Source organism: Leifsonia sp. 71-9 (assembly GCF_001898805.1).
GTDB lineage: Bacteria > Actinomycetota > Actinomycetes > Actinomycetales > Microbacteriaceae > Leifsonia.
Genome location: NZ_MKVJ01000020.1, coordinates 158,231 through 177,519, shown reverse-complemented (window position 1 = coordinate 177,519; position 19,289 = coordinate 158,231). Strand labels below are relative to the sequence as shown.

Here is a 19,289-nt window from a genome sequence, read left to right as displayed (position 1 = left end):
GGAGCACTCGTGCCCACTCTCCCCCGCATCCGCACCGCTCTCGCCGTCGCCGGCGTGCTCGCCCTCGCGGCCGGCCTCACCGCCTGCTCGTCGGCGACCGCGTCCGGCCAGGCGTGCGACCAGTCCGCACCGCGCAACCTGGGCGTCGTCGCCGGCAGCACCGCCAACGCGCCCACGACCGCCCTGCCCGCCTCGGGCACCAGCCAGCTGAAGGCCGTCGGCGCGAGCAACGGCAGCGTCACCGTGGTCATCCCCTCCGGCACCCCGCAGGTGATGGGCACGACGCTCATCGGCTCCACCGCGCAGGACGCGATCGTGTGCCAGAACGAGCAGCGCACCAAGCTCACCCAGATCACGCAGTACATCGACGGGCTGAAGGCCGCGAACCCGCAGGTCGACTTCCTCGGCGCGATCGACCAGGCCGCCCGCAACCTCGGGAAGAACCCGATGGGCGTGCTCGTCGTCGGCAGCGGCCTCCAGACCACCGACCCGCTCGACTTCGCCGGCAGCGGCCTGCTCTCGGCCGACCCGGCGCAGGTCGTCGCCGATCTGACCTCCCGCAACCTGCTGCCGACCGACCTGAAGGGCGTCACCGTCTACTGGTCCGGGATGGGCGACACCGCGGGCGATCAGCAGCCGCTCACCATCCCGGCCCGCAGCAATCTGGAGGCCATCTGGACCGCCGTCGTGAAGGCGGCGGGCGGCACGCTCTCCCTGCTGCCGGAGCCCGCCTCGGGCGGCGCGACGACCGGCCTGCCCGCGGTGACGCCGGTGCCCGTCGAGGCCGTCGCCACGAAGACGGACTGGTCGCACCCCGTCGTGATCCGCGACAGCGAGCTGCGCTTCACCAAGGACACGGCCACGTTCGCCGACCCGGCCGCCGCGCAGCAGACGCTCGCGTCGCTGGTCCCCGCCATCCAGCAGAACGGCCAGGTCGTCACCATCACCGGCACCGCCTCCAAGGACCAGGCCACGAGCAACACCGCCGACCTCGCGCTGTCGCAGCGCCGGGCGGAGGCCGTGAAGACGGCGCTCGTCGGCCTCGGCGTGCCAGCGGCCGAGCTCACGACCGCCGGCGTCGGGCACGACTGGTGCGGCTGGCGGCCCGAGACGGACGCGAGCGGCGCGTACTCCGACGCCGTCGCGGCGCAGAACCGCACCGTCATCCTGACCTCGGCGGGCGTCGGCCTCTGCGCGTGAGGTCGCTGGGTCCGGGAATGCTGCGTGCCCCGCACCGGTTCGCCCGAGTATGACAACCATCGGACTCATCGGTTCCGGCCACATCGGCTCCCAGCTCGCCCGCCTCGCGGTCGCCCACGGCTACAGCGTCGTGCTGAGCAACTCGCGCGGCCCCGAGACGCTCTCCGACCTCGTCGCCGAGCTCGGCCCGCAGGCGCGCGCGGCGACGCCCGCCGAAGCGGCTGCGGCCGGCGACCTCGTCGTCGTCACCGTGCCGCTCGCGGCCGAGGCGACCCTCCCCGTCGCCGAGCTCGCGGGCAAGATCGTCATCGACACCGACAACTACTACCCGCAGCGCGACGGCAACATCCCGGAGCTCGACGACGAGTCGACCACCGTCGCCGAGCGCCTGCAGGCCGTCCTGCCGACCTCGAAGGTCGTGAAGGCGTTCAACCACATCGGCGCCGCCTCCCTCACCACCGAGGGCCAGGCCGCGGGGACCCCCGGCCGCCGCGCGCTCGTCGTCGCCGGCGACGACGCGGAGGCCCGCGACCGCGTCGCCGCGCTGATCGACCAGTTCGGCTTCGACGCCGTCGACATCGGACCGCTCGCCGAGGGATGGCGCATCCAGCGCGACACCCCCGGCTACGTCACGCGCTTCGACGCCGACGGCCTGCGCGAGGCCCTCGCCGCGGCCAAGCGCTACCGCGACATGTAAATCGCCCCGCCTCCGCCCCGCACACATTCGGCACGAATGTCGTGAAACGCTCGCCGTTTCGTGACATTCGTGCCGAATGTGCGTGCGGGAGGGCACCGATAGTTGAAGCGTCAACTAAAACGCGTTACCATTTGGTTGACACGACAACCATTCTCCCGATCGAGGACTCCGCGATGACCACCGACCAGCTGCTCGACGCCTCCACCCACATGGCGGCCCCCACCCTCCGCGTCGGCGACCTGGAGCTGATGTCGTCGTACTACTCCGCCGCGTTCGCCTTCGAGGCGCTCGACGAGAAGGCCGACGCCCGCGGTCGCGAGGTGCACCGCGTGCTCGGCCGCAACGGCGTGCCGATGGTGTCGCTCATCCACACGCCCGACCTGCCCGCGGTGGATCCGCGCCAGGCCGGACTGTTCCACAACGCCTTCCTCTTCCCCGACGCCGCCAACCTCGCCGCCACGGTCTACCGCGCCGCGCAGGACCCGCGCAGCCGCTTCGTCGGCTCCAGCGACCACCTCGTCTCGGAGGCCTTCTACTTCACCGACCCCGAGGGCAACGGCGTCGAGCTCTACACCGATCGCCCGCGCGACACCTGGAAGCACGAGCGCGGGCAGATCCTGATGGACACCACCTGGCTCGACCCCAACGCGTACCTGCAGGCCAATCTGGCGCCGGAGGTCCTGGCTGCCGGTTCCGCACTGAACGGCACCGTCGGCCACGTGCACCTCCAGGTCGGCGACATCGCCGCCGCCAAGGCGTTCTACGTCGACGCGCTCGGCTTCGAAGCCACCATGAGCGAGGTCCGCGGCGCCCTGTTCGCCTCCGCGGGCGGCTATCACCACCACATCGCCATGAACACCTGGAACAGCGCCGGCTCCGGCCCGCGCGCGGCCAGCCTCGGCCTCGGCGAGGTGGCGATCACCGTCCCGGCCCGCGCCGAGCTGGATGCCCTGGCCGCCCGCCTGCGCGACCACCGCCTCCCCTTCGCCGACGACGGCCGCTCGATCGTCGCCGCCGACCCGTGGGGCACCCAGGTCAGCGTGGTCCTCCCCGACCAGACGGCCGACGACCTCCTGACCCGCTGACCACGGCCGCCGAGCCGGCACGAGTTCGCGCGAGAACCCGCGCAGCACTACGCCGCTACGACGGCCTCCTCTTCGGCGGGGGTGACCAGGCGGGACTCGTCGGCGAGCTGGCGGCGCCGGGCGCTCACGACGTGGGTCACGACGATGAGCAGGATGCCCGCGGTCGCCCAGAGCGCGAGCCGCAGCCCGGCGAACCCGAACGCCTCCCCCGGGAAGTAGGTGAGCGCCCGGGCGGCGTCGAGCCACGCGGCGCCGTTCCAGAAGGTGTTGAGTCCGGCGAACAGGGCCGGGGAGAGCACGGCCTGGAAGATCCCGCCCGAGCTGGTGAAGTTGAGCATCACGAACAGCAGGGTGAGCGCGGGGGTCGTCCATTTGCCGAGGATGGGGTGCAGCCCGATCCCGATGGTCACGATGCCGAAGACGTAGAGGGCCGCCAGGAGCCAGATGCTCCACTCGTTGCCGGAGAGCACGCCGTAGATCGGGCCGGCGACGACGACGCCGACCCCCGCGACGACCAGCGCGGTCGCGGCGGCGACGGCGAACCGCCAGCCGATGGCGATGCGGGCCGTCACGGCCGCGACCGCGATGGCGCTCGCGTACGAGCCGACGCTCAGCGCGACGAGCAGGAAGAACAGCCCCTGGCCGGTGCCGTCCTGCGGGCCGACCGGGCGCACGTCGTCGACGGTGACCGGCAGGTGCTGCTGGTAGGCGATCGGGAGGAGGAGCTTCTCGGCGGCGGAGGCGGTGGTCTCCGACGCGGCGGAGGCGACGATGATCGTGGCGTGCGTGGCGTCGGTCGCGTACGCGGCCGCGATGTCCCGCTTCTCGACCGCGGTGCGGGCGGCGGCCTCGTCCTTCACGGTCGTCACGTCGAGCTTCTGCGGGGCGGCGTCGTTGAGCTTCTGCGCGAACACCTCCGCGGTCGGGGTGTCGCCGACGATCGCGATCGGGAGGTCGTGCGGCTCCGGCTGGTGGAACGCGCCCAGGTAGGCGAGGGCCATCCCGGTCGCGAGGAAGAGCGGGATGAGCAGGTGCGTCCCGAGCGCCTTCCAGAAGGCGGCGGCCGGCCAGAAGGACGGGCGGGGCGGGACGGTCATCGGGACGACGCGGTGGTTGGACATGGCACCTTTACGGATCGAGGTTGCATTGAGCAACATCAATTGTTGCACAATGCAACCGCTATGCTGGGGCGTATGGCCGTCCGAGACCCTGAGAGTGCTGACAGGAGCGCCGCCGTCGAGCGCATCCAGGTGGAGCTGACGACGATCGCCCGCCGCGGGACGGCACGGGTGCGCCGCGAGGACGAAGCCCTGTCGTTCGTCGACCAGTCGCTGCTCTCGTACATCCGCGCCAACCCCGGCTGCCGTGCCGTCGACATCGCGGGGCACTTCCAGCTCAACCGCTCGACGGTCTCCCGCCAGCTCGGCGCGCTCGCGGAGTTCGGCCTGATCGCCGGCGCCGACGCGGAGACCGGCCGCGGCCACGCGCTCGCGATCACCGACCGCGGCCGCGAACTGCTCGACCGTGCCGCGGTGAACGTGCGAGCGGCCCTCGACGAGCGCCTGACCAGCTGGTCGGCGGACGAGCTCGCCCTCTTCGCCGGGATGCTCTCCCGGTACAACGCGACCGAGGGCTAGGGCTCCCGGTCCTCCGGTGGCGTCCCCGCCTCCGGACGCGCCTCGGAATCCGGGTCCGGAGACGGATCCTGGTCACCGTCCCGCCCCCGCCCGTCCCGCGGCGCAGGCGGCACCGGCGGCGCCGGCGGCCGCTGCTGCGGCGGCTTCGGCGTGCGGCGCATCTTGATGCCCACCGCGGCGAGCATCCCGACGGCGGCCACCCCGAAGAAGGCGAGCCCGACGACGAGCCACGGCTGGCTGCCGGGCGCGGGTGCGGCGCCGGCCAGCGCCGCGGCGGCGACGGGGATGGAGGGGACGGCGATGAGACGCGCGGCCATCGGGGGTCTACGGCGAGACAACGTCATCACCTCCGCGCCTTATCGTGCCGTGCGGAGGCGAACGGGTGCAACCGAGTGACGGTCGGCGGTCCGACCGCGCGCCTCGACCGCGCGCCGCAGCCGCGGCCGCCCTTGACCGCGGCGGCACGCCCGTTGACCGTCCGCGAAGGTCCGGCCGGCCGCCGTTCCGCGGGCCCGGCGGCGCATGGGAGTCTCGGAACGACTCGAGGGAGAGGCGTCCGGATGCAGACCAACGGTGTACGCAGCGTGATCGTGATCGGCGCGGGGTCGGCGGGTTCCGTCGTCGCCCGGAGGCTGGCCGACGCCGGGATCGCGGTGACCGTGCTTGAGGCCGGCGGCGAGGACACGAACCCCGCCATCCACGACCCGAGCCGCATGGGCGAGCTGTGGCACAGCCCGGACGACTGGGACTACTTCACCGTCCCTCAGGAGCATGCGGCCGGCCGACAATTGCACCTGCCGCGCGGCAAGGTGCTCGGCGGCTCGCACTCGCTGAACGCCATGATCTGGGTGCGTTGCGCGCCCGCCGACTTCGATCACTGGGCGGCGCTCGGCAACGACGGCTGGAGCTGGGACGACGTGCTGCCCGTCTACCGCGCCATCGAGCGGTTCTCCGGCGGCGCCTCCGAACTGCACGGCGCCGAGGGTCTGCTCGACGTGACCGACGACTATCCGCTCGACCCCATCCAGGAGTCGATCATCGCCGCGGCCGTCGAGGAGGGCCTCGAGCACAACCCCGACTACAACGGCGACCACCTCGACGGCGTCTCGCAGCAGCAGATCACCGTGCGCGACGGCCAGCGGCTGAACACCTACCTCGCGTACCTCAAGCCCGTGCGCGACCGCGTCGACGTGCGCACCGGCTGCTGGGTGCACCGCCTCCTGATCGAGCCCGGCGACGACGGAGCCCCGCGCGTCGTGGGCGTCGAGTTCGAGCAGGGCGGGGAGGTGCAGCAGCTGCGCGCCGACGAGGTGATCCTGTGCGCCGGTGCCCTCGATTCGCCCCGCATCCTGTTGCGCTCCGGCATCGGCCCGGCCGCCGAGCTGGAGGCGCTCGGCATCGCCCCGGTGGCGGACCTCCCGGGCGTCGGCAAGAACCTGCACGACCACCTCCTCTCGCCGGTGATCTTCACCACCGAGAAGGAGGTCGGCGCACCGCGCGAGGGCGTCTCGGTGACGCAGTCGCACCTGTTCTGGAAGAGCACCCCCGACAGGGAGGTGCCCGACACCCAGCCCATCCACTTCTCCGTGCCGATGTACCAGGAGGGCATGACCGGCCCGGCCGACGGCTTCTCGCTGATGGCGGGCATCGTCTCGCCGAAGGCGCGCGGCAGCGTGACCCTGTCGGGCCCCGGCCCGCACGACCCGCTGCTGATCGACCTGGACGCGCTCGGCCACGCCGACGACGTCGCGTCGCTCGTCGCCTCCGTGCGTCAGTGCCGCAGCATCGGCACCCGCCCCGCGCTCGCGGCCTGGGGCGCGACCGAGCTCTACCCGGGCCCGGAGGTCGGGGACGACGAGCTGGAGGACTACGTGCGCTCGACCGTCGTCACCTACCACCACCAGGTCGGCACCTGCGCGATGGGCGTCGGCGACCTGGCGGTCGTGACCCCGCGCCTTCGTGTGCACGGCGTCGGCGGGGTGCGGGTCGCCGACGCGTCGATCATGCCGCGCGTGACGACCGGCAACACGAACGCCCCGAGCGTGCTCATCGGTGAGAAGGCCGCCGCCTTCCTCCTCGCCGGCGAGTGACCGCGACACGGGACGGGGGACGACGATGGAGCTGGGACTCGCCGGCCGGTCGGTGATCGTGACCGGCGCGGCCAGCGGCATCGGCCGGGCGACCGCGCTGGCGTTCGCGCGCGAGGGCGCCCGCGTCGCGCTGCTCGACCGAGACGAGCAGGGGCTGAGCGCGGTGCAGGCCGAACTGCGCGCCTCCGGGATCGACGGGGCCGTGGCGCTCGTCGTCGACGTCACGGACGAGCCCTCCGTGCAGGCGGCCGTGACGGAGGCGTCCGCCGCCCTCGACGGGGTGGATGTCGTCGTCGCCTGCGCCGGCGTCTCCGGCCCCTTCGGCTCCCCCGTCGACGAGATCGCGCTGGACGCGTGGAACGCCGTGCTCGCGGTCAACGTGACCGGCCCGTTCCTCCTCGTCAAGCACGCCCTCCCCCAGCTGCGCCGCTCGGCCGCGCCGGCGATCGTGCTGCTGGCCTCCGACTCCAGCTTCGTCGCGGCGCCCGGGATGGTGCCGTACAACGCCTCGAAGGGCGCCGTGCTGCAGCTCATGCGGGCGCTCTCGGTCGACCTCGCCGGCGACGGCGTGCGCGTGAACGCGGTCTGCCCCTCGATCGTGGACACCCCGATGGCGCGCGCCGATCTCGAGGTCGGGCCGGGCGGCTTCGCCGGTGCCGACTTCCCCGTGCAGACCGCGGACGAGGTGGCGCGGCACGTGCTGTACCTCGCCTCACCGGCGTCGCGTCCCGTGAACGGGCACGCGCTGGTCTCCGACTTCGGCTACCTGGCCCGCTCCTCCTTCCCCGCCTGACCCGAGCCCACCGATCACCGAGAGAAAGCAGGCCGCCGTGTCCTCACGCGGAGCATCCGTCGACGGCAAGGTCGTCGTCATCACCGGCGGGGGCACCGGCATCGGCGCCGCGACCGCCCGCCGCTATGCCGCCGAGGGGGCGCGCGTCGTGCTCGTCGGCCGCCGGCCCGGCCCCCTGGAAGCGGTGGCCGCAGAGACCGGCGGTCTCGCCGTGGTCGCGGACGCGAGCGTGCGGGAGGATGCGGAGGCCGCCGTGCACCGCATCGTGACCGAGCTCGGACGCATCGACGTGGTCGTCGCGAACGCGGGCGGCCACGGCCTCGGCACGGTCGACGAGACCGACGACGCCGCGTGGGAGCTGTCGTTCCGCACCAACGTGACCACCGCCTTCGTCCTCGCCCGCGCCGCGCTGACGCCTCTGGTCGAGTCGCACGGGCAGATCGTCGTCGTCTCCTCGCTCGCGGGACTCTTCGCCGGACCGGGCGTCGCCGGCTACACCGTGGGCAAGCACGCCCTGATCGGCCTCACCCGCTCCCTCGCCCGCGACTACGGCCGCTTCGGCGTGCGCGTGAACGCGGTCTGCCCGGGCTGGGTGCAGACGCCGATGGCGGACGAGGAGATGGACGACTTCGCCCGCGCCGCCGGGCTGTCCAGCCGCGAGGAGGGGTATCGGATCGTCACCGCCGCCGTGCCGCTCGGCCGCCCCGCACACCCCGAGGAGATCGCCTCCGTCATCCGCTTCCTCGGCTCGGCCGAGTCGTCCTACATCACCGGCGCGACGATCGTCGCCGACGGCGGCGCCCACATCGTGGACGTGCCGACCATCGCGCTGGACGCCTGAAACACGAGCGGGCCGCGCCCGGGGAGACGCGGCCCGCTCAGCTCTTCCCCCGCTCAGCCCCCGAGGTACGCGCGGTGCAGCACCTCGGGCGACGCCTGCAGCGCCGACGCCTCGCCCTCGAAGGTGACCCGTCCGCCGGCGACGACCAGGGCGTCCGTCGCCACGCCGAGGGCCAGGTGGGTGAACTGCTCGACGAGCAGCACTCCCACCCCCGACTCGCTGAACTGCCGGATCATCGGCAGCAGGCGCATGAACACCACCGGCGCCAGGCCGAGCGACATCTCGTCGATCAGCAGGAACCGTGGTTTCGAGGCGAAGGCGCGCGCGAGCACGACCATCTGCTGCTCGCCGCCCGACAGCAGGCCGGAGGCGCTCGTGCGCCGCTTCTCGAGCTCCGGGAACTGCGCGAGCGCCTCATCCACGCCCTGCTGCGAGCCCGCGGTGAGCCGGATGTTCTCCTGCACGGTGAGGGACGGGAAGATCGCCCGGCCCTGCTCGATGTGCACGATGCCGCGGCGGGCGCGCTGCACGCGGGAGAGCTTCGCGATCGACTCGCCGTCGACGCTGATCGTGCCGGCGCTGGGCGCGACGACACCGGAGATCGACTCGAGCAGGCTGGTCTTGCCCGCGCCGTTCGGACCGACCAGGGCCGTGATGCGGCCCGGCTCGACGCGCAGGCTGACGCCGCTGATGACGGGGCCCGCTCCGCGGCTGACCGCGACGGAATCCAGGACGAGCGCGTTCACAGCATCTCCGTTTCACCCATGTACGCCTTCATGACGGCGGGGTCGGCGAGCACCTCCGCCTGCGGGCCGCTGGCCAGCACCTCACCGAAGTCCAGCACCGTGAGGCTGGAGCACACCGACCGCACGAGGTCGAGGTCGTGCTCGATCAGCACGATCGACATCCCGAACCGCTCGGGCGCCTGCAGCAGGCGCTCGCCGAGCTCGACGTGCTCCTCGTGCGAGAGGCCGGCGGCCGGCTCGTCGAGCACCAGGATGCGGGGTTGCGCGAGCACGTTGGCCGCGACCTCCACGAGCCGCCGGGTGCCGACGTCGACGCTCTGCAGCCGCGTGCGGGAGGCGGGGCAGCCGAAGAAGGCGAGGGTCTCGTCGATCTCGGCGGCGGTGAGCCGGCGGCGCGCGACGAACCGCACGTACGCCTCGACCGTCAGCGTCGGCGGCACGCGGTCCTGCTGGAAGGTGCGCCGCAGACCCAGCCGCGCGCGCTTGCTCGCGGAGAGCCCGCCGAGGTCGCGCCCGTCGAGGCTGACCGTGCCGGTGTGCTGCGGGAGGAAGCCGGTGACCGCGTCGACGAAGGTCGACTTGCCCGCGCCGTTCGGGCCGATGAGCCCCATGATGGTGTTCTCGCGCACCTCCAGGCTCACGCCGTTCAGCGCCTTCACCTGGCCGAAGGCGACGCCGAGGTCCTCGACGACCAGCACCGGCGCTCCCGACGAAGGAGGGGTGGAGGCAGCCGGTGCGACGGGCGACGCGGGCTCGGGTTCGACGGCGGCGGCCGCGGCGACGACGGGACGTCTGGCCGCCTGCCGCTTCCACCACGCGTTGCGGATCCCCTGGCCGAGGTTCGAGCCGCTGGTCAGCGCCTGCACCCCGAGCACGCCGAAGATCACGAAGCCCCAGTCCTGCGGGATGCCCCAGCGCTTGAGCAGCTCGGGCACGGCGATCCAGACGATGCCGCCGAAGATCGCCATGTCGATCAGGTACGCGCCCGACATGATCGCGAGCACGTAGAGGGCGAGCGACTGGATGGGCGTGAAGCTGCTCGCGAACGGCAGCCCCACCTGGCCGGCGATGAGGCCGCCGCTGATGCCGCCGAGCGTGGCGCTGACGGCGAAGGCCGTGAGCTTGGCGCCGCGCACGCTCGCGCCGACCGAGGCCGTGCCGCGCTCCGAGAACGCGACAGACTTCCAGCTGGAGCCCCACCGGCCGTTCTGCAGGAAGTAGACGGCGATGCCGCAGATGACGAGCACCACGACGCTGAAGAAGAAGTACGACCGGTCGTCGCTGAACGCGTCCGGCCGCAGCACCGAGATGCCGTCGGTCGAGCCGGGGAACTGGATCTGCACCAGCGTGACATCGGCGGCGGCCGCGAAGCCGAGAGTGACCACCGCGAGGTTGACGCCGCGCAGGCGGAGGGCGGGGAGGCCGACCAGCACGCCGACGACGCCCGCGGCGAGACCGCCGAGGATCAGCCAGACGATGAACCCGCCCGGCGCCTCCAACGTGTTCAGCAGGGAGACGATCCACGCGCCGACGGCGGCGAAGGTCAGCTGGCAGAGGGCGATCATCCCGGCACTGCCGGTGACAATGCCGAGGCCGAGGATCGCGATGGCCGCGACGACGGCGCTGACGGCGAGGAAGACGAAGTAGCCGGAGAGACCGACGCTCAGCAGGTAGCCCGCGGCCAGGCCGACGGCCCCGACGATGAACGGCAGGGCGATCCGCGCTGCCGGAATGCCGCTAACGCGCCGCATCCCACACCTCCTTGCGCTGCATCCACAGCAGGAATCCGACGATGAACAGGAACGGCAGGAAGTTGCGGACGAACGACACCGCGTCGATCTGCGCCACCAGGCCGCTCAGCAACCCGAGCACGAGGCCGCCGACCACCGCGAGGTCGAGCCGGCGGAACGCGCCGAGCAGCGCGGCCGCGGAGGCCGGGACGATGAGCATCGACAGGCTCGTCGCGTCGTTGGACTGCGACGGCGCCACGATGATGATGACCAGCGCCGAGATCAGCCCGGTCACCGCCCACACGGCGACGCTCAACGGGCGGGCCGGGATGCCGATCAGCTCGGCCGTGGTGGGCCGCTCGCTGAGCGCCCGCAGCTTGGTGCCGATGGAGGTGCGCACCAGCACGATCCGGCAGGCGACGGCCACCACGACGGCGAGCACCACCGTCACGACCGTGACCTGGCTCACCACCACTCCGCCGACCGAGAAGGCCGGCCCGGAGAGGATCGGGCTGAACGGCTGCGGCTTGTTGCCGAACAGGATGAACGAGAGGGAGATCAGCATCAGCAGCGGGCCGACCGTGACGGCCGAGCGCGTCGTGATGTCGGCCTCCGGCAGCCAGGTGGCGATGATGAGGCCGATCAGGGCGCTCAGCGCGCCGCCGATCAGCACGCCGACCAGCGAGCCGAGCCAGATCGGCCAGCCGGCCTGACTGACCAGCCACACGGCCACGAAGCCGCCGAACATGCCGGTCGCGGCCTGCGAGAAGTTCACGACGCGCACGAGGCGGGCCATGAGGGTGAGGCACACCGCGAGCACGGCGTACAGTCCGCCGGCGGCGAGGCCGGCGAGGGCGCCCTGCAGCATCGGGGCTCCTTTCGGGTCGGGGGCGGGGGGATGGCGACGACGCGGGATGGGGCCCGCCCGGTCGGCGGGCCCCACCGGGGTCACTTCTTGGGGATGGTGATCCAGTCGTCGCCGTTCAGCTCCCAGGCGTTCGTGCCCGTGACGAGCTTGATCGGCCAGCCGGCGGTGTTGCCGTCGTGCACCGTGGCGGTGCCGAACGTGTACGGCGTTCCGACCATCGGGTTGGTGATCGCGCTCATGTCGTGCAGCGCCTTGGTCACCGATTCGCGGGTGATGTCGCCCTTGATGCCCTCGGCGACCTGGATGAAGTACTTCGCCGCCAGGTAGCCGCCCTGCGAGAACGACGTGAGCGGGATCTTGTTCTTCGTCATCAGGTCGCGCCAGTCCTTGTTGATGTCGCTGGACGCGTCGGTGAACGGGTAGAACTCGGCCGGCACGTAGATCCCGGCGCCGGCGTCGCTGACCGCCTTGGCGAAGTTGTCGCTGTAGACGCTGGTCAGGTAGAGCCAGGTGACGTCGTTCCAGCCCTGCGCGTTCGCCGCCTTGACCTGGGCGATGGCGTCCGGCTCGACCGGGTTGATCGCGAGGGCCTTGCAGCCCGCGTCCTTGGCCTTGACGATGTACGGCGTGTAGTCGCTGGCGCCGTACGGCACGGTGTCGTCGATGTAGAGCGGCTTCTTGCCCGTGATCGCGGTCCACTTGTCGATCGCCTTCTGGTAGGCGGGACGGGTGCTGCCGGCGATCTCGAGGAGGACGCAGATGTTGTCGAGCTTGGCGACCTCCGAGCCCCAGTACAGGGTGAGGGTCATGTCGTTGAACGGGCCGACGTTGGCCGGCGAGATGTTGGGGCTGTCGAAGCAGCCGGTGTCCACCCCGACGCCCGGGATGGAGAGGATCTTCTGCTGCTCGTAGTACTTGGCGTTGATCTCGCACTCGATCAGGCTCGCCGAGCCGACCATCGCGACCGCCTCGTCGCTGCCCACGATCTCGCGGGCGTTGGCGGAGGCCGTGGCCGGGTCGCCCTTGTCGTCGAGCGCCTTGTAGTCGATCTTGTGGCCGTTGATCCCGCCCTTGGCGTTCTGGGCGGCGAAGACGGCCGCTGCGGCCTGCGCCGCCTCGGGGAAGGTCGCCGGGCCGCTCTTGGTGTTGACGGAGCCGACCACGATCGGGGACGACGCGTCGCCTCCCCCGCCGCCGCTGCAGCCGCTCAGCACCAGTGCCGCGGATGCCGCGACCGCCGCTGCGGCGTAGAACAGGTGTTTCCTCATGCGCTTCCCTGCCTCTCGGGTTGCGCCACGACCACTTCGTCGTGGCATCTCGGTGTGAAACCTATGGCCGGGCGCTACCCGGCGAGTTGCCTGTCCCGGCACCCTTCTTGCCCGTCAGTGCTCGCCCGGCGGCTGCCGCGGCCGGATCCGGCGCTCAGGAGAGGGCCTCTCGCACCTTCGCGGTGTCGGTGAACTGCTCGAACGCGACGACGCGGCCGTCCGCGAGCCGCCAGACGTGCGCCACCCGTGCCTCGAAATACCGGCCGGTCTCGCGGTGGGTACCGCTGTACGTGCCGAGGCCGACGATGGTGTCCCCGCCGTCGACGAGCTCGGTGATCGCGGCCGTGTAGCCCTCCCACTCCGCCGCGATGCGCGCGAAGACGCCGGCGGCGACCTCCTCGGGGCCGATGTAGGTGCCCGCGTACGGGAACCCGGCCATCTCGGTCCAGCGGGCGTCGGGGGCGAGCGGGGCCAGCATCCCCTCGAGGTCGCCGCGGTCGCTGGCGGCGTAGTGGGCGGCGATGATGTCGCGGTTGGAGGTCATGGTCGTCTTCCGGTTCGGGGCGGGCGGTGCAGGTCAGACCGGCTGCGCGTCGGGGTACGACACGGAGCCGAGCGGGTAGATGTGGCCGCCGGCGCGGGAGTGCTCCGACTCCCCCGCCCCGTTCAGGCCGAGGAAGATCCCGGTCGTGCGCAGGTCGTAGCCGAGGTCGTGCAGCCAGACGCTGGCGACCGCGATGCGGAACTCGCGGAAGCAGAACAGGTAGAGGCCGTCGGCGAACTTCCACACCGTCGAGAGGTCCATGTCGCCGTGGCCGCGCTGCACGCCCTCCAGGCACTGCCAGGCGTAACGCTGCGACGACACGTAGACGTGCTCGTAGAGGTGGTGCGGGCTGTAGCGGTAGACGTTGCGCTTGCCGATCAGGTCGCGGGAGGGTGCGGGCACTTCTCCGGTCGGGTCTCCGCCGTCGGTGACCGCGGCGTGAAAGGTCTGGCGCACGCGGGGCGTGCCCTCCACCTCCTCCTCGCCGATCACGGAGTGCGCGACCAGCGCGCGGTGGCTGGCGGTCGAGTACACGACCGTGATCGCCTCGCGCTCCACGCTGGTCAGCGGCAGGTTCACGAACACGACATCGTCCCGCGCCGCCACCGCGTCGTACGGGTCGCGGCCCTCCGTCGCGCCCACACCGAGAGCGGCGCTGGCCGACCAGACCACCGCGTCAGCCTCGAACGCCAGCGACAGCGTCGAGCCGTCGTCGAGGGTGAGCACCAGGGAGGTCCCGGTCAGGTCGGTGTTCGGCAGCCGGTAGGTGTCGATGCCGGCGGCGAACTCGTCGTACGTGCGCCACTCGTCGGTCGCGGGGTCGTGGAGGTCGTTCGTCGTGGTGTCGGTCATGGTGTTCCTTTCGTGGAGGGGCGTGGGCGGGTCAGCGCAGCGAGTAGCCGCCGTCGATGAGCAGGTCGGTGCCGTGGCAGTAGCCGGCGTCGTCGGAGAGCAGGTAGAGCGTGCCCGCCGCGATCTCGTCCACCGTCGCGAAGCGGCCGGGGACGGTGTTCGGGAGCCACTGTCCGTGGAGGGCGGAGTCCGCCTCCAGCAGGGGCGTCGAGACGTATCCGGGCGACACGGTGTTGACGCGCACCCCGCGCGGCCCCCACTCGACGGCGAGCGTGCGCGCCATCGCGGTCACACCGGCCTTCGCCGTGTTGTAGGCGACCGTGCGCTGCGGCACGTTGACGACGCGGTTGCCCGACATCGACGCGACGGCCACCATGCTGCCGCTCCCGGCCGCGAGCATCGCCGGCGCGAACGCCTGCAGCGTGAGGAAGACGCCGCGCAGGTTCACGGCGAGCACGGCGTCGAACGCGCCGATCGGCACGTCCTCGGCGGCCGTGTTCGAGCCGCGGATGCCGGCGTTCGCGACGAGGTGGTCGATCCGTCCTCCGCTGAGCGCCAAGAGGTCGGCCGCCGCGTGGGCGACGCTCTCCGCGTCCGAGACATCGCACGGGATGTGCTCGCCGATGCCGCCCGGCTCGACGTCGAGCCCGAACACGAGGGCCCCCTCCGCGGCGAGCGCGGACGCGATCCCGCGCCCGATCCCGCTGGTCGTGCCGGTGACGGCGGCCACCCGCCCGGCGAAGCGCTCCCGAGCGTTCGTCGCGCCGGTCATCGCGCCGCCACCCCGACGGCGGGGTCGATGACGGCCTTCAGCACCCCGTCGTCCCTGCTCTCGATCGTGTCGTAGGCGGTGCGCACCTCGTCGAGGCCGAACCGGTGGGTCACCAGGGATGCGTAGTCGTAGTCGCCGCGCTCGAGGAGCCGGATGGCGGGCTCGAAGCCGCCGGCCGAGAGGAACGAGGGCAGCACGTCGATCTCCCGGGTCAGCAGGTCCTCGTCGGCGCGGAAGGTCACGGGCGCGTCGGCTCCGCAGGCGCCGGCGAGCACCACCCGGCCGCCGCGGCGCACGAGCCGCACGGCCTGCTCCTGTGCCGCCGTCGCACCGGCGATCTCGATCACGACGTCGGCCAGGGAGCCGCCCAGCGCCTCCCGGACCGCCTCGACCGCGTCGGTCTCGCGGGAGTTCACGACGGCGTCGGCGCCGAACGCGCGGGCGAGCTCGAGCCGGTTCGCGCGCGTCCCGACCACGATCACCCGCCCGGCTCCCGCCGAGCGTGCGGCCGCGGCGGCGAGGATGCCGACGGGTCCCGGCCCGATCACCACGACGCTCTCGCCGAGCGCAACCCGCCCACGCGCGATGGCGCGGCAGGCGACCGCGAGCGGTTCGACCAGCACGGCGCGCTGCCACGGCATCGCCGCGGGCAGGCGGTGCACGACGGCCTCGGCCGGGACGAACAGGTGCTCGGCGTAGCCGCCCCACATCCCCGGGGCGACGGTGCGCGGGATGTTGACGCCCAGCTGGCGCCCGTGCGGCCGCCCGTTCGCGGGGTCGTCGGCCTCGCAGAGGTTGTACTGGCCCTCCCGGCAGCGCGCGCAGGAGCGGCACGGCAGCAGCATCTCGACCGCGACGTGGTCGCCGACGGCGAGCCCGCGTCCGGCGGCGGCGGAGTCCCCGATCGCCGCGACCTCGCCCACGAACTCGTGCCCGGGCACGAGCGGGAACGGGTCGCCGATGTGACCGGCGAGGAGGTGCAGGTCGGTGGCGCACACCCCCACGAGGGCGACCCGCAGCAGGAGGTCGCCGGGGCCGAGCGCCGGGACGGTCTGCTCGGCCGTCTCGATCACACCGCGGGCGGAGAAGACCACCTGTCTGCTGACCGCAGGGAGGTCCATCGGGGGAAGGGCGCTGCCGGGCATCGGGTCTCCGTCTCCGCCCGTGCCGCATCGCCCGGGCCGACCCCATCGTGCGTGCGCCCGGGCGGGCGCCTCAATGCCGCGGGCGGGATCGTGCTCTGGGCGTCAAGCGCCCTTCCCTCCGCGACAACGCGAGGCGGGCTCCGCGGCAACGCGAGGCGGGCTCGACCCCGGGTCAGCCCAGGTGCGTCCCGGCCGCCGCCGCTGCTCGCAGGTCGCTCGGCGACTCCGCATACGCCGCCTTGAACACCCGGCTGAAGTGCGCCGCATCCACGAAGCCCCAGCGCGCCGCGATCGCCGCGACCGGCCGGTCGCCGTAGATCGGGTTGACCAGGTCGCGCCGGCAGCGGTCGAGCCGCCGGGAGCGGATCCACGACGACACCGTCGTCCCCTGCTCCCGGAACAAGCCGTGCAGGTGCCGGGTCGAGATGAAGTGCACGGCCGCGATTTGCGCGGGCCCCAGGTCGGTGGAGGCGAGGTTCGCGTCGATGTAGGTGCGGATGCGCTGCATCAGCGCCTGGTGCGGGTCGAGCGCACCGGTCAGGTCCAGTTCGTTGGCGAACATCGTGGTGACGAGGTCGAGGGCGGTGTGCGCGAGCCGCGCGCCGGTCGGCCCCGAGAGCTGCTCCAGGTTGCCGGCGAGCTGGGCGAGGAACGGCGCGATGATGCCTCCGACGCCGCTCCGCCCGCTCATCTGCACGGCCGTGAGCTGGGCGACGACGTCCGGCGGCAGGGCGATGAGGTGCTTCGGGAACATCACGACCATCGTGCGGAAGTCGTCGTCGAACACCAGCGAGTACGGCCGGTTCGTGTCGTACACGGCGAGGTCGCCGGGTTGGAGGGTGGCCTCCCGGTCGTCCTGGATCAGCAGGCCGGTGCCCGAGAGCATCAGGCTCAGCTTGTAGTAGTGCCGGTCGGAGCCGGCGATCAGCTCGGGCGTCCGCTCGACGACGTGCTCGCCCGCGCTCACCTCATAGACGTGCACCTCGTCGGCACCGGCCCGCCGGATCCTCCCCCAGAACGGATCGGGCCGCGAGCTGGTCACCTCCAGCGGCACGAACGAGTCGGAGACCGCCTGCCGGAAGTCGCTGAACGTGCGCGCGATGGAAGTCGTCACGCGATTGGGCTCACGGGCGGGGCCGGGCGTCGCGGGTACGGGACTGCTGAGCACGAGGAGCACCTCACTCGGATTCGGGACAGCGCTGTATACGATCCGTGATACGGGATGCTAGCACCGTTCCTACACGCGTGGACGATCCCGCCGGATCTGCCCTCCGAGCCTCGCCGCCGACAGACTGGACGGGTGTACTTCGACGACAGCATCGATCCGCTCGACCTGCCCGAGCCTCCCGGCCCCGACGAGATCGCGCGCGCGTTCCCCGTGCCGCTGCTCACCCTGGTGCCGCAGGACGCGATCGACGAGACCGCCGTCAGCACCACGTCGCACACCATGGACGGGGCCACCACGCTGACCGAGGCCACCTTCTCGTACACGTTCTGGCGCAATCCCGCCGACCGGTCCGACCCCGCCAACCTCGCCGACCTCCCCGACGCCGTGCGGGCCGATCTCGACGCCCCTCCGGTGCGCCCGCTCCCCGAGTGGATGCTGCGGGCACGCGAGCGCATGCGATACCCCCTGCTGTGGGATGCGGTCCGCACCACCCACGTCGTCGATCCGGCGGAGGTCCGGTGGCTCACGCCGGCCTTCGCGCTCGTCGAGCACGTGAACTACATCCTGATGAACGCCTTCCGCGACGAGAGGGTGCGCGCGGCGCCGGACGAGTTCCCGGGCGAGCTGCTCGGGGCCGCGACCGACCGGTCGATCGAGCACGGTATCCCGGTCAGCGTCGACGGCGTGGACCGGCCGGGCATGCGCGTCGACACGGATGCGCACGTCTACGGGCTCGGCGTCGACTTGGGCGACCGCATCCTCACCGCGGTGTTCGCGCGGGAGCGGCTCCCCTCCCTCGAGCTCGCGTTCCGCTCGTGGCCTACTGCGGGTACGGGGTCTCGCCGCGCTCGAGCATCGTGACCAGCTTCGCGAGCCGGTTGGCGCGGGTGGTGGCGTTGGAGGCCGTCATGATCCGGTGCAGCACGGCGTAGCGGTTGGTCCCGTTGAGCGTCGCGAACAGCGCCGCGGCCGACGGCGAGACCGAGAGCGCGGCGGCGAGGTCGTCCGGCACCTGGGCGGAGGAGGCGCCCGCATACGCGCGCTCCCACCGGCCGTCCGCCTTCGCCCGGTCGATCTCGGCCTGCCCGCGCGGTCGCATCCGGCCGTCGGCGGTCAGCGCCGCGACGAGCCCGATGTTGCGCTCCGACCAGAGGGAGGCCGTGCGTCGCGGGGTGAACCGCTGCAGGAAGGTGGCGGCGTCGAGGCTGCGCTTCTGCCCGTCGATCCAGCCGCTGCACAGGGCCTCGTCCAGCGCCTCGGCGTACGTCAGCGTCGTCGGCTCGGTCGTGCCCTTCTTCGCCAGCACGAGCCAGACCCCGTCGGAGTCGCCTTCGTGGCGGTCGAGCCACGCGCGCCACGCGGCGGCGTCGGCGACGACGAACGGTTCGGGGGCGCTCTGGGTCATGGCTGTCATCGTACGGGCGGTCACCGACGCCGGGCCTCGATGAGGTGCCGGGTCGAGTGCGCGATGAACGGGTCCTCGGCCGCGATGCGCTCGTGCAACTGCCGCAGCGCGTCGCGGTACGGCTCCACCTCGAACCCCGGCACCCACCAGATCACCTTGCGCAGCAGGTAGACCACGGCCGAGACGTCGAAGATCTCGATCCGCAGGCGCGCCGTGCGAAGGTCCACGATCTCGAGACCCGCCGCCCGGGCCGCGGCCGTCTCGTCGTCCGGGTGCCGGCCGCGCCGCGCCTCCGGCTGCGGGCCGAGGAAGAACTCGATCAGCTCGAACGCGCTCGCCGGGCCCACGTGCTGCGCGAAATACGTGCCGCCCGGCCGGAGCACGCGCGCGATCTCGTCCCACCAGATCGTGGCGGGATGCCGGCTCGTCACCAGGTCGAACGCCGCGT

Annotated in this window: 20 protein-coding genes and 1 pseudogene (1 of these 21 cut by a window edge); 8 read left to right on the top strand and 13 right to left on the bottom strand. The window is 72.4% G+C overall.

The window, feature by feature from the left end; translation table 11 throughout:
• Window positions 1-9: 9 nt before the first annotated feature.
• The 3 genes from BGO91_RS15855 to BGO91_RS15845 all read left to right on the top strand — a co-directional run bounded on the left by BGO91_RS15855 (window position 10) and on the right by BGO91_RS15845 (window position 2,982).
• Entirely contained in the window at window positions 10-1,200 is a 1,191-nt protein-coding gene (locus BGO91_RS15855; RefSeq protein ID WP_290473688.1) for an OmpA family protein, read from the top strand.
• Window positions 1,201-1,249: 49 nt separating this feature from the next.
• The gene (locus BGO91_RS15850; RefSeq protein WP_290473687.1) at window positions 1,250-1,897 is read left to right on the top strand and encodes an NAD(P)-binding domain-containing protein; all 648 of its coding nucleotides are present in this window, start codon (window positions 1,250-1,252) and stop codon (window positions 1,895-1,897) included.
• A 173-nt stretch (window positions 1,898-2,070) separates the two neighbouring features.
• Window positions 2,071-2,982 carry a VOC family protein gene (locus BGO91_RS15845; protein WP_290473686.1) on the top strand — a complete coding sequence of 304 codons (912 nt, stop codon included), beginning with the start codon at window positions 2,071-2,073 and terminating at the stop codon, window positions 2,980-2,982.
• Between the two features lie 47 nt (window positions 2,983-3,029).
• On the opposite strand, the gene BGO91_RS15840 is transcribed toward BGO91_RS15845, so the two are convergent.
• Window positions 3,030-4,103 (bottom strand): hypothetical protein, encoded by a 1,074-nt coding sequence (locus BGO91_RS15840; protein ID WP_290473685.1) that lies wholly within the window; start codon window positions 4,101-4,103, stop codon window positions 3,030-3,032.
• A 72-nt stretch (window positions 4,104-4,175) separates the two neighbouring features.
• Between BGO91_RS15840 and BGO91_RS15835 the strand changes: the two genes are divergently transcribed.
• Window positions 4,176-4,619: a MarR family winged helix-turn-helix transcriptional regulator gene (locus BGO91_RS15835; RefSeq protein WP_290473684.1), complete on the top strand. Its 444-nt coding sequence runs from the start codon at window positions 4,176-4,178 to the stop codon at window positions 4,617-4,619.
• Here the strand turns inward: BGO91_RS15835 and BGO91_RS15830 are convergent.
• On the bottom strand, window positions 4,616-4,936 hold the full coding sequence (locus BGO91_RS15830) for a hypothetical protein (protein WP_290473683.1): 321 nt from the start codon (window positions 4,934-4,936) through the stop codon (window positions 4,616-4,618). The genes BGO91_RS15835 and BGO91_RS15830 overlap by 4 nt on opposite strands.
• Before the next feature lie 243 nt (window positions 4,937-5,179).
• On the opposite strand from BGO91_RS15830, the gene BGO91_RS15825 reads away from it, so the two are divergent.
• The 3 genes from BGO91_RS15825 to BGO91_RS15815 are packed head-to-tail and all read left to right on the top strand — an operon-like array spanning window position 5,180 to window position 8,343.
• A complete protein-coding gene (locus BGO91_RS15825; protein ID WP_290473682.1) occupies window positions 5,180-6,709 on the top strand; it encodes an FAD-dependent oxidoreductase in 1,530 nt (509 codons plus the stop codon).
• 25 nt (window positions 6,710-6,734) lie between these two features.
• Complete coding sequence (locus BGO91_RS15820) at window positions 6,735-7,502, top strand: SDR family oxidoreductase (RefSeq protein ID WP_290473681.1); 768 nt, start codon at window positions 6,735-6,737, stop codon at window positions 7,500-7,502.
• Window positions 7,503-7,539: 37 nt separating this feature from the next.
• Window positions 7,540-8,343, top strand: a complete 804-nt coding sequence (locus BGO91_RS15815; RefSeq protein ID WP_290473680.1) for an SDR family NAD(P)-dependent oxidoreductase — start codon at window positions 7,540-7,542, stop codon at window positions 8,341-8,343.
• A gap of 53 nt (window positions 8,344-8,396) precedes the next feature.
• Here the strand turns inward: BGO91_RS15815 and BGO91_RS15810 are convergent, their stop codons facing one another.
• The 9 genes from BGO91_RS15810 to BGO91_RS15770 form a co-directional block, all read right to left on the bottom strand.
• Window positions 8,397-9,089 (bottom strand): ATP-binding cassette domain-containing protein, encoded by a 693-nt coding sequence (locus BGO91_RS15810; protein WP_290473679.1) that lies wholly within the window; start codon window positions 9,087-9,089, stop codon window positions 8,397-8,399.
• Window positions 9,086-10,840 carry an ATP-binding cassette domain-containing protein gene (locus BGO91_RS15805; RefSeq protein ID WP_290473678.1) on the bottom strand — a complete coding sequence of 585 codons (1,755 nt, stop codon included), beginning with the start codon at window positions 10,838-10,840 and terminating at the stop codon, window positions 9,086-9,088. Before BGO91_RS15805 ends, BGO91_RS15810 begins: the two co-directional genes overlap by 4 nt.
• Window positions 10,827-11,687 (bottom strand): branched-chain amino acid ABC transporter permease, encoded by an 861-nt coding sequence (locus BGO91_RS15800; RefSeq protein WP_290473677.1) that lies wholly within the window; start codon window positions 11,685-11,687, stop codon window positions 10,827-10,829. Before BGO91_RS15800 ends, BGO91_RS15805 begins: the two co-directional genes overlap by 14 nt.
• An 80-nt stretch (window positions 11,688-11,767) precedes the next feature.
• Entirely contained in the window at window positions 11,768-12,955 is a 1,188-nt protein-coding gene (locus BGO91_RS15795; protein WP_290473676.1) for an ABC transporter substrate-binding protein, read from the bottom strand.
• Between the two features lie 154 nt (window positions 12,956-13,109).
• The gene (locus BGO91_RS15790) at window positions 13,110-13,499 is read right to left on the bottom strand and encodes a nuclear transport factor 2 family protein (protein ID WP_290473675.1); all 390 of its coding nucleotides are present in this window, start codon (window positions 13,497-13,499) and stop codon (window positions 13,110-13,112) included.
• A 33-nt stretch (window positions 13,500-13,532) separates the two neighbouring features.
• Complete coding sequence (locus BGO91_RS15785; protein ID WP_290473674.1) at window positions 13,533-14,351, bottom strand: MoaF C-terminal domain-containing protein; 819 nt, start codon at window positions 14,349-14,351, stop codon at window positions 13,533-13,535.
• A 31-nt stretch (window positions 14,352-14,382) separates the two neighbouring features.
• The gene (locus BGO91_RS15780; protein WP_290473673.1) at window positions 14,383-15,123 is read right to left on the bottom strand and encodes an SDR family oxidoreductase; all 741 of its coding nucleotides are present in this window, start codon (window positions 15,121-15,123) and stop codon (window positions 14,383-14,385) included.
• Window positions 15,120-16,268, bottom strand: coding sequence for a zinc-binding dehydrogenase (locus BGO91_RS15775; RefSeq protein ID WP_290473672.1), 1,149 nt, complete (start codon window positions 16,266-16,268; stop codon window positions 15,120-15,122). Before BGO91_RS15775 ends, BGO91_RS15780 begins: the two co-directional genes overlap by 4 nt.
• A 172-nt stretch (window positions 16,269-16,440) precedes the next feature.
• Window positions 16,441-17,382, bottom strand: coding sequence for a helix-turn-helix domain-containing protein (locus tag BGO91_RS15770; RefSeq protein WP_290473671.1), 942 nt, complete (start codon window positions 17,380-17,382; stop codon window positions 16,441-16,443).
• A gap of 186 nt (window positions 17,383-17,568) precedes the next feature.
• Between BGO91_RS15770 and BGO91_RS15765 the strand changes: the two genes are divergently transcribed.
• Complete coding sequence (locus BGO91_RS15765; RefSeq protein ID WP_290473670.1) at window positions 17,569-18,297, top strand: hypothetical protein; 729 nt, start codon at window positions 17,569-17,571, stop codon at window positions 18,295-18,297.
• Here the strand turns inward: BGO91_RS15765 and BGO91_RS15760 are convergent.
• Both BGO91_RS15760 and BGO91_RS15755 read right to left on the bottom strand, forming a co-directional pair.
• Window positions 18,257-18,841 (bottom strand): YdeI family protein, encoded by a 585-nt coding sequence (locus BGO91_RS15760; protein ID WP_290473669.1) that lies wholly within the window; start codon window positions 18,839-18,841, stop codon window positions 18,257-18,259. The two genes, BGO91_RS15765 and BGO91_RS15760, sit on opposite strands and share 41 nt — an antisense overlap.
• 20 nt (window positions 18,842-18,861) lie before the next feature.
• Window positions 18,862-19,289, bottom strand: a pseudogene (locus BGO91_RS15755) (SAM-dependent methyltransferase) (it continues 298 nt past the right edge of the window).

What these genes read in the sequence shown, in the direction of transcription:
- BGO91_RS15760 (WP_290473669.1), bottom strand. Translation starts at nt 18,841, where the DNA reads ATGACCCAGAGCGCCCCCGAACCGTTCGTCGTCGCCGACGCCGCCGCG.
- BGO91_RS15830 (WP_290473683.1), bottom strand. Translation starts at nt 4,936, where the DNA reads ATGGCCGCGCGTCTCATCGCCGTCCCCTCCATCCCCGTCGCCGCCGCG.
- BGO91_RS15780 (WP_290473673.1), bottom strand. Translation starts at nt 15,123, where the DNA reads ATGACCGGCGCGACGAACGCTCGGGAGCGCTTCGCCGGGCGGGTGGCC.
- BGO91_RS15800 (WP_290473677.1), bottom strand. Translation starts at nt 11,687, where the DNA reads ATGCTGCAGGGCGCCCTCGCCGGCCTCGCCGCCGGCGGACTGTACGCC.
- BGO91_RS15835 (WP_290473684.1), top strand. Translation starts at nt 4,176, where the DNA reads ATGGCCGTCCGAGACCCTGAGAGTGCTGACAGGAGCGCCGCCGTCGAG.
- BGO91_RS15775 (WP_290473672.1), bottom strand. Translation starts at nt 16,268, where the DNA reads ATGCCCGGCAGCGCCCTTCCCCCGATGGACCTCCCTGCGGTCAGCAGA.
- BGO91_RS15840 (WP_290473685.1), bottom strand. Translation starts at nt 4,103, where the DNA reads ATGTCCAACCACCGCGTCGTCCCGATGACCGTCCCGCCCCGCCCGTCC.
- BGO91_RS15845 (WP_290473686.1), top strand. Translation starts at nt 2,071, where the DNA reads ATGACCACCGACCAGCTGCTCGACGCCTCCACCCACATGGCGGCCCCC.
- BGO91_RS15820 (WP_290473681.1), top strand. Translation starts at nt 6,735, where the DNA reads ATGGAGCTGGGACTCGCCGGCCGGTCGGTGATCGTGACCGGCGCGGCC.
- BGO91_RS15795 (WP_290473676.1), bottom strand. Translation starts at nt 12,955, where the DNA reads ATGAGGAAACACCTGTTCTACGCCGCAGCGGCGGTCGCGGCATCCGCG.
- BGO91_RS15790 (WP_290473675.1), bottom strand. Translation starts at nt 13,499, where the DNA reads ATGACCTCCAACCGCGACATCATCGCCGCCCACTACGCCGCCAGCGAC.
- BGO91_RS15785 (WP_290473674.1), bottom strand. Translation starts at nt 14,351, where the DNA reads ATGACCGACACCACGACGAACGACCTCCACGACCCCGCGACCGACGAG.
- BGO91_RS15805 (WP_290473678.1), bottom strand. Translation starts at nt 10,840, where the DNA reads ATGCGGCGCGTTAGCGGCATTCCGGCAGCGCGGATCGCCCTGCCGTTC.
- BGO91_RS15825 (WP_290473682.1), top strand. Translation starts at nt 5,180, where the DNA reads ATGCAGACCAACGGTGTACGCAGCGTGATCGTGATCGGCGCGGGGTCG.
- BGO91_RS15850 (WP_290473687.1), top strand. Translation starts at nt 1,250, where the DNA reads ATGACAACCATCGGACTCATCGGTTCCGGCCACATCGGCTCCCAGCTC.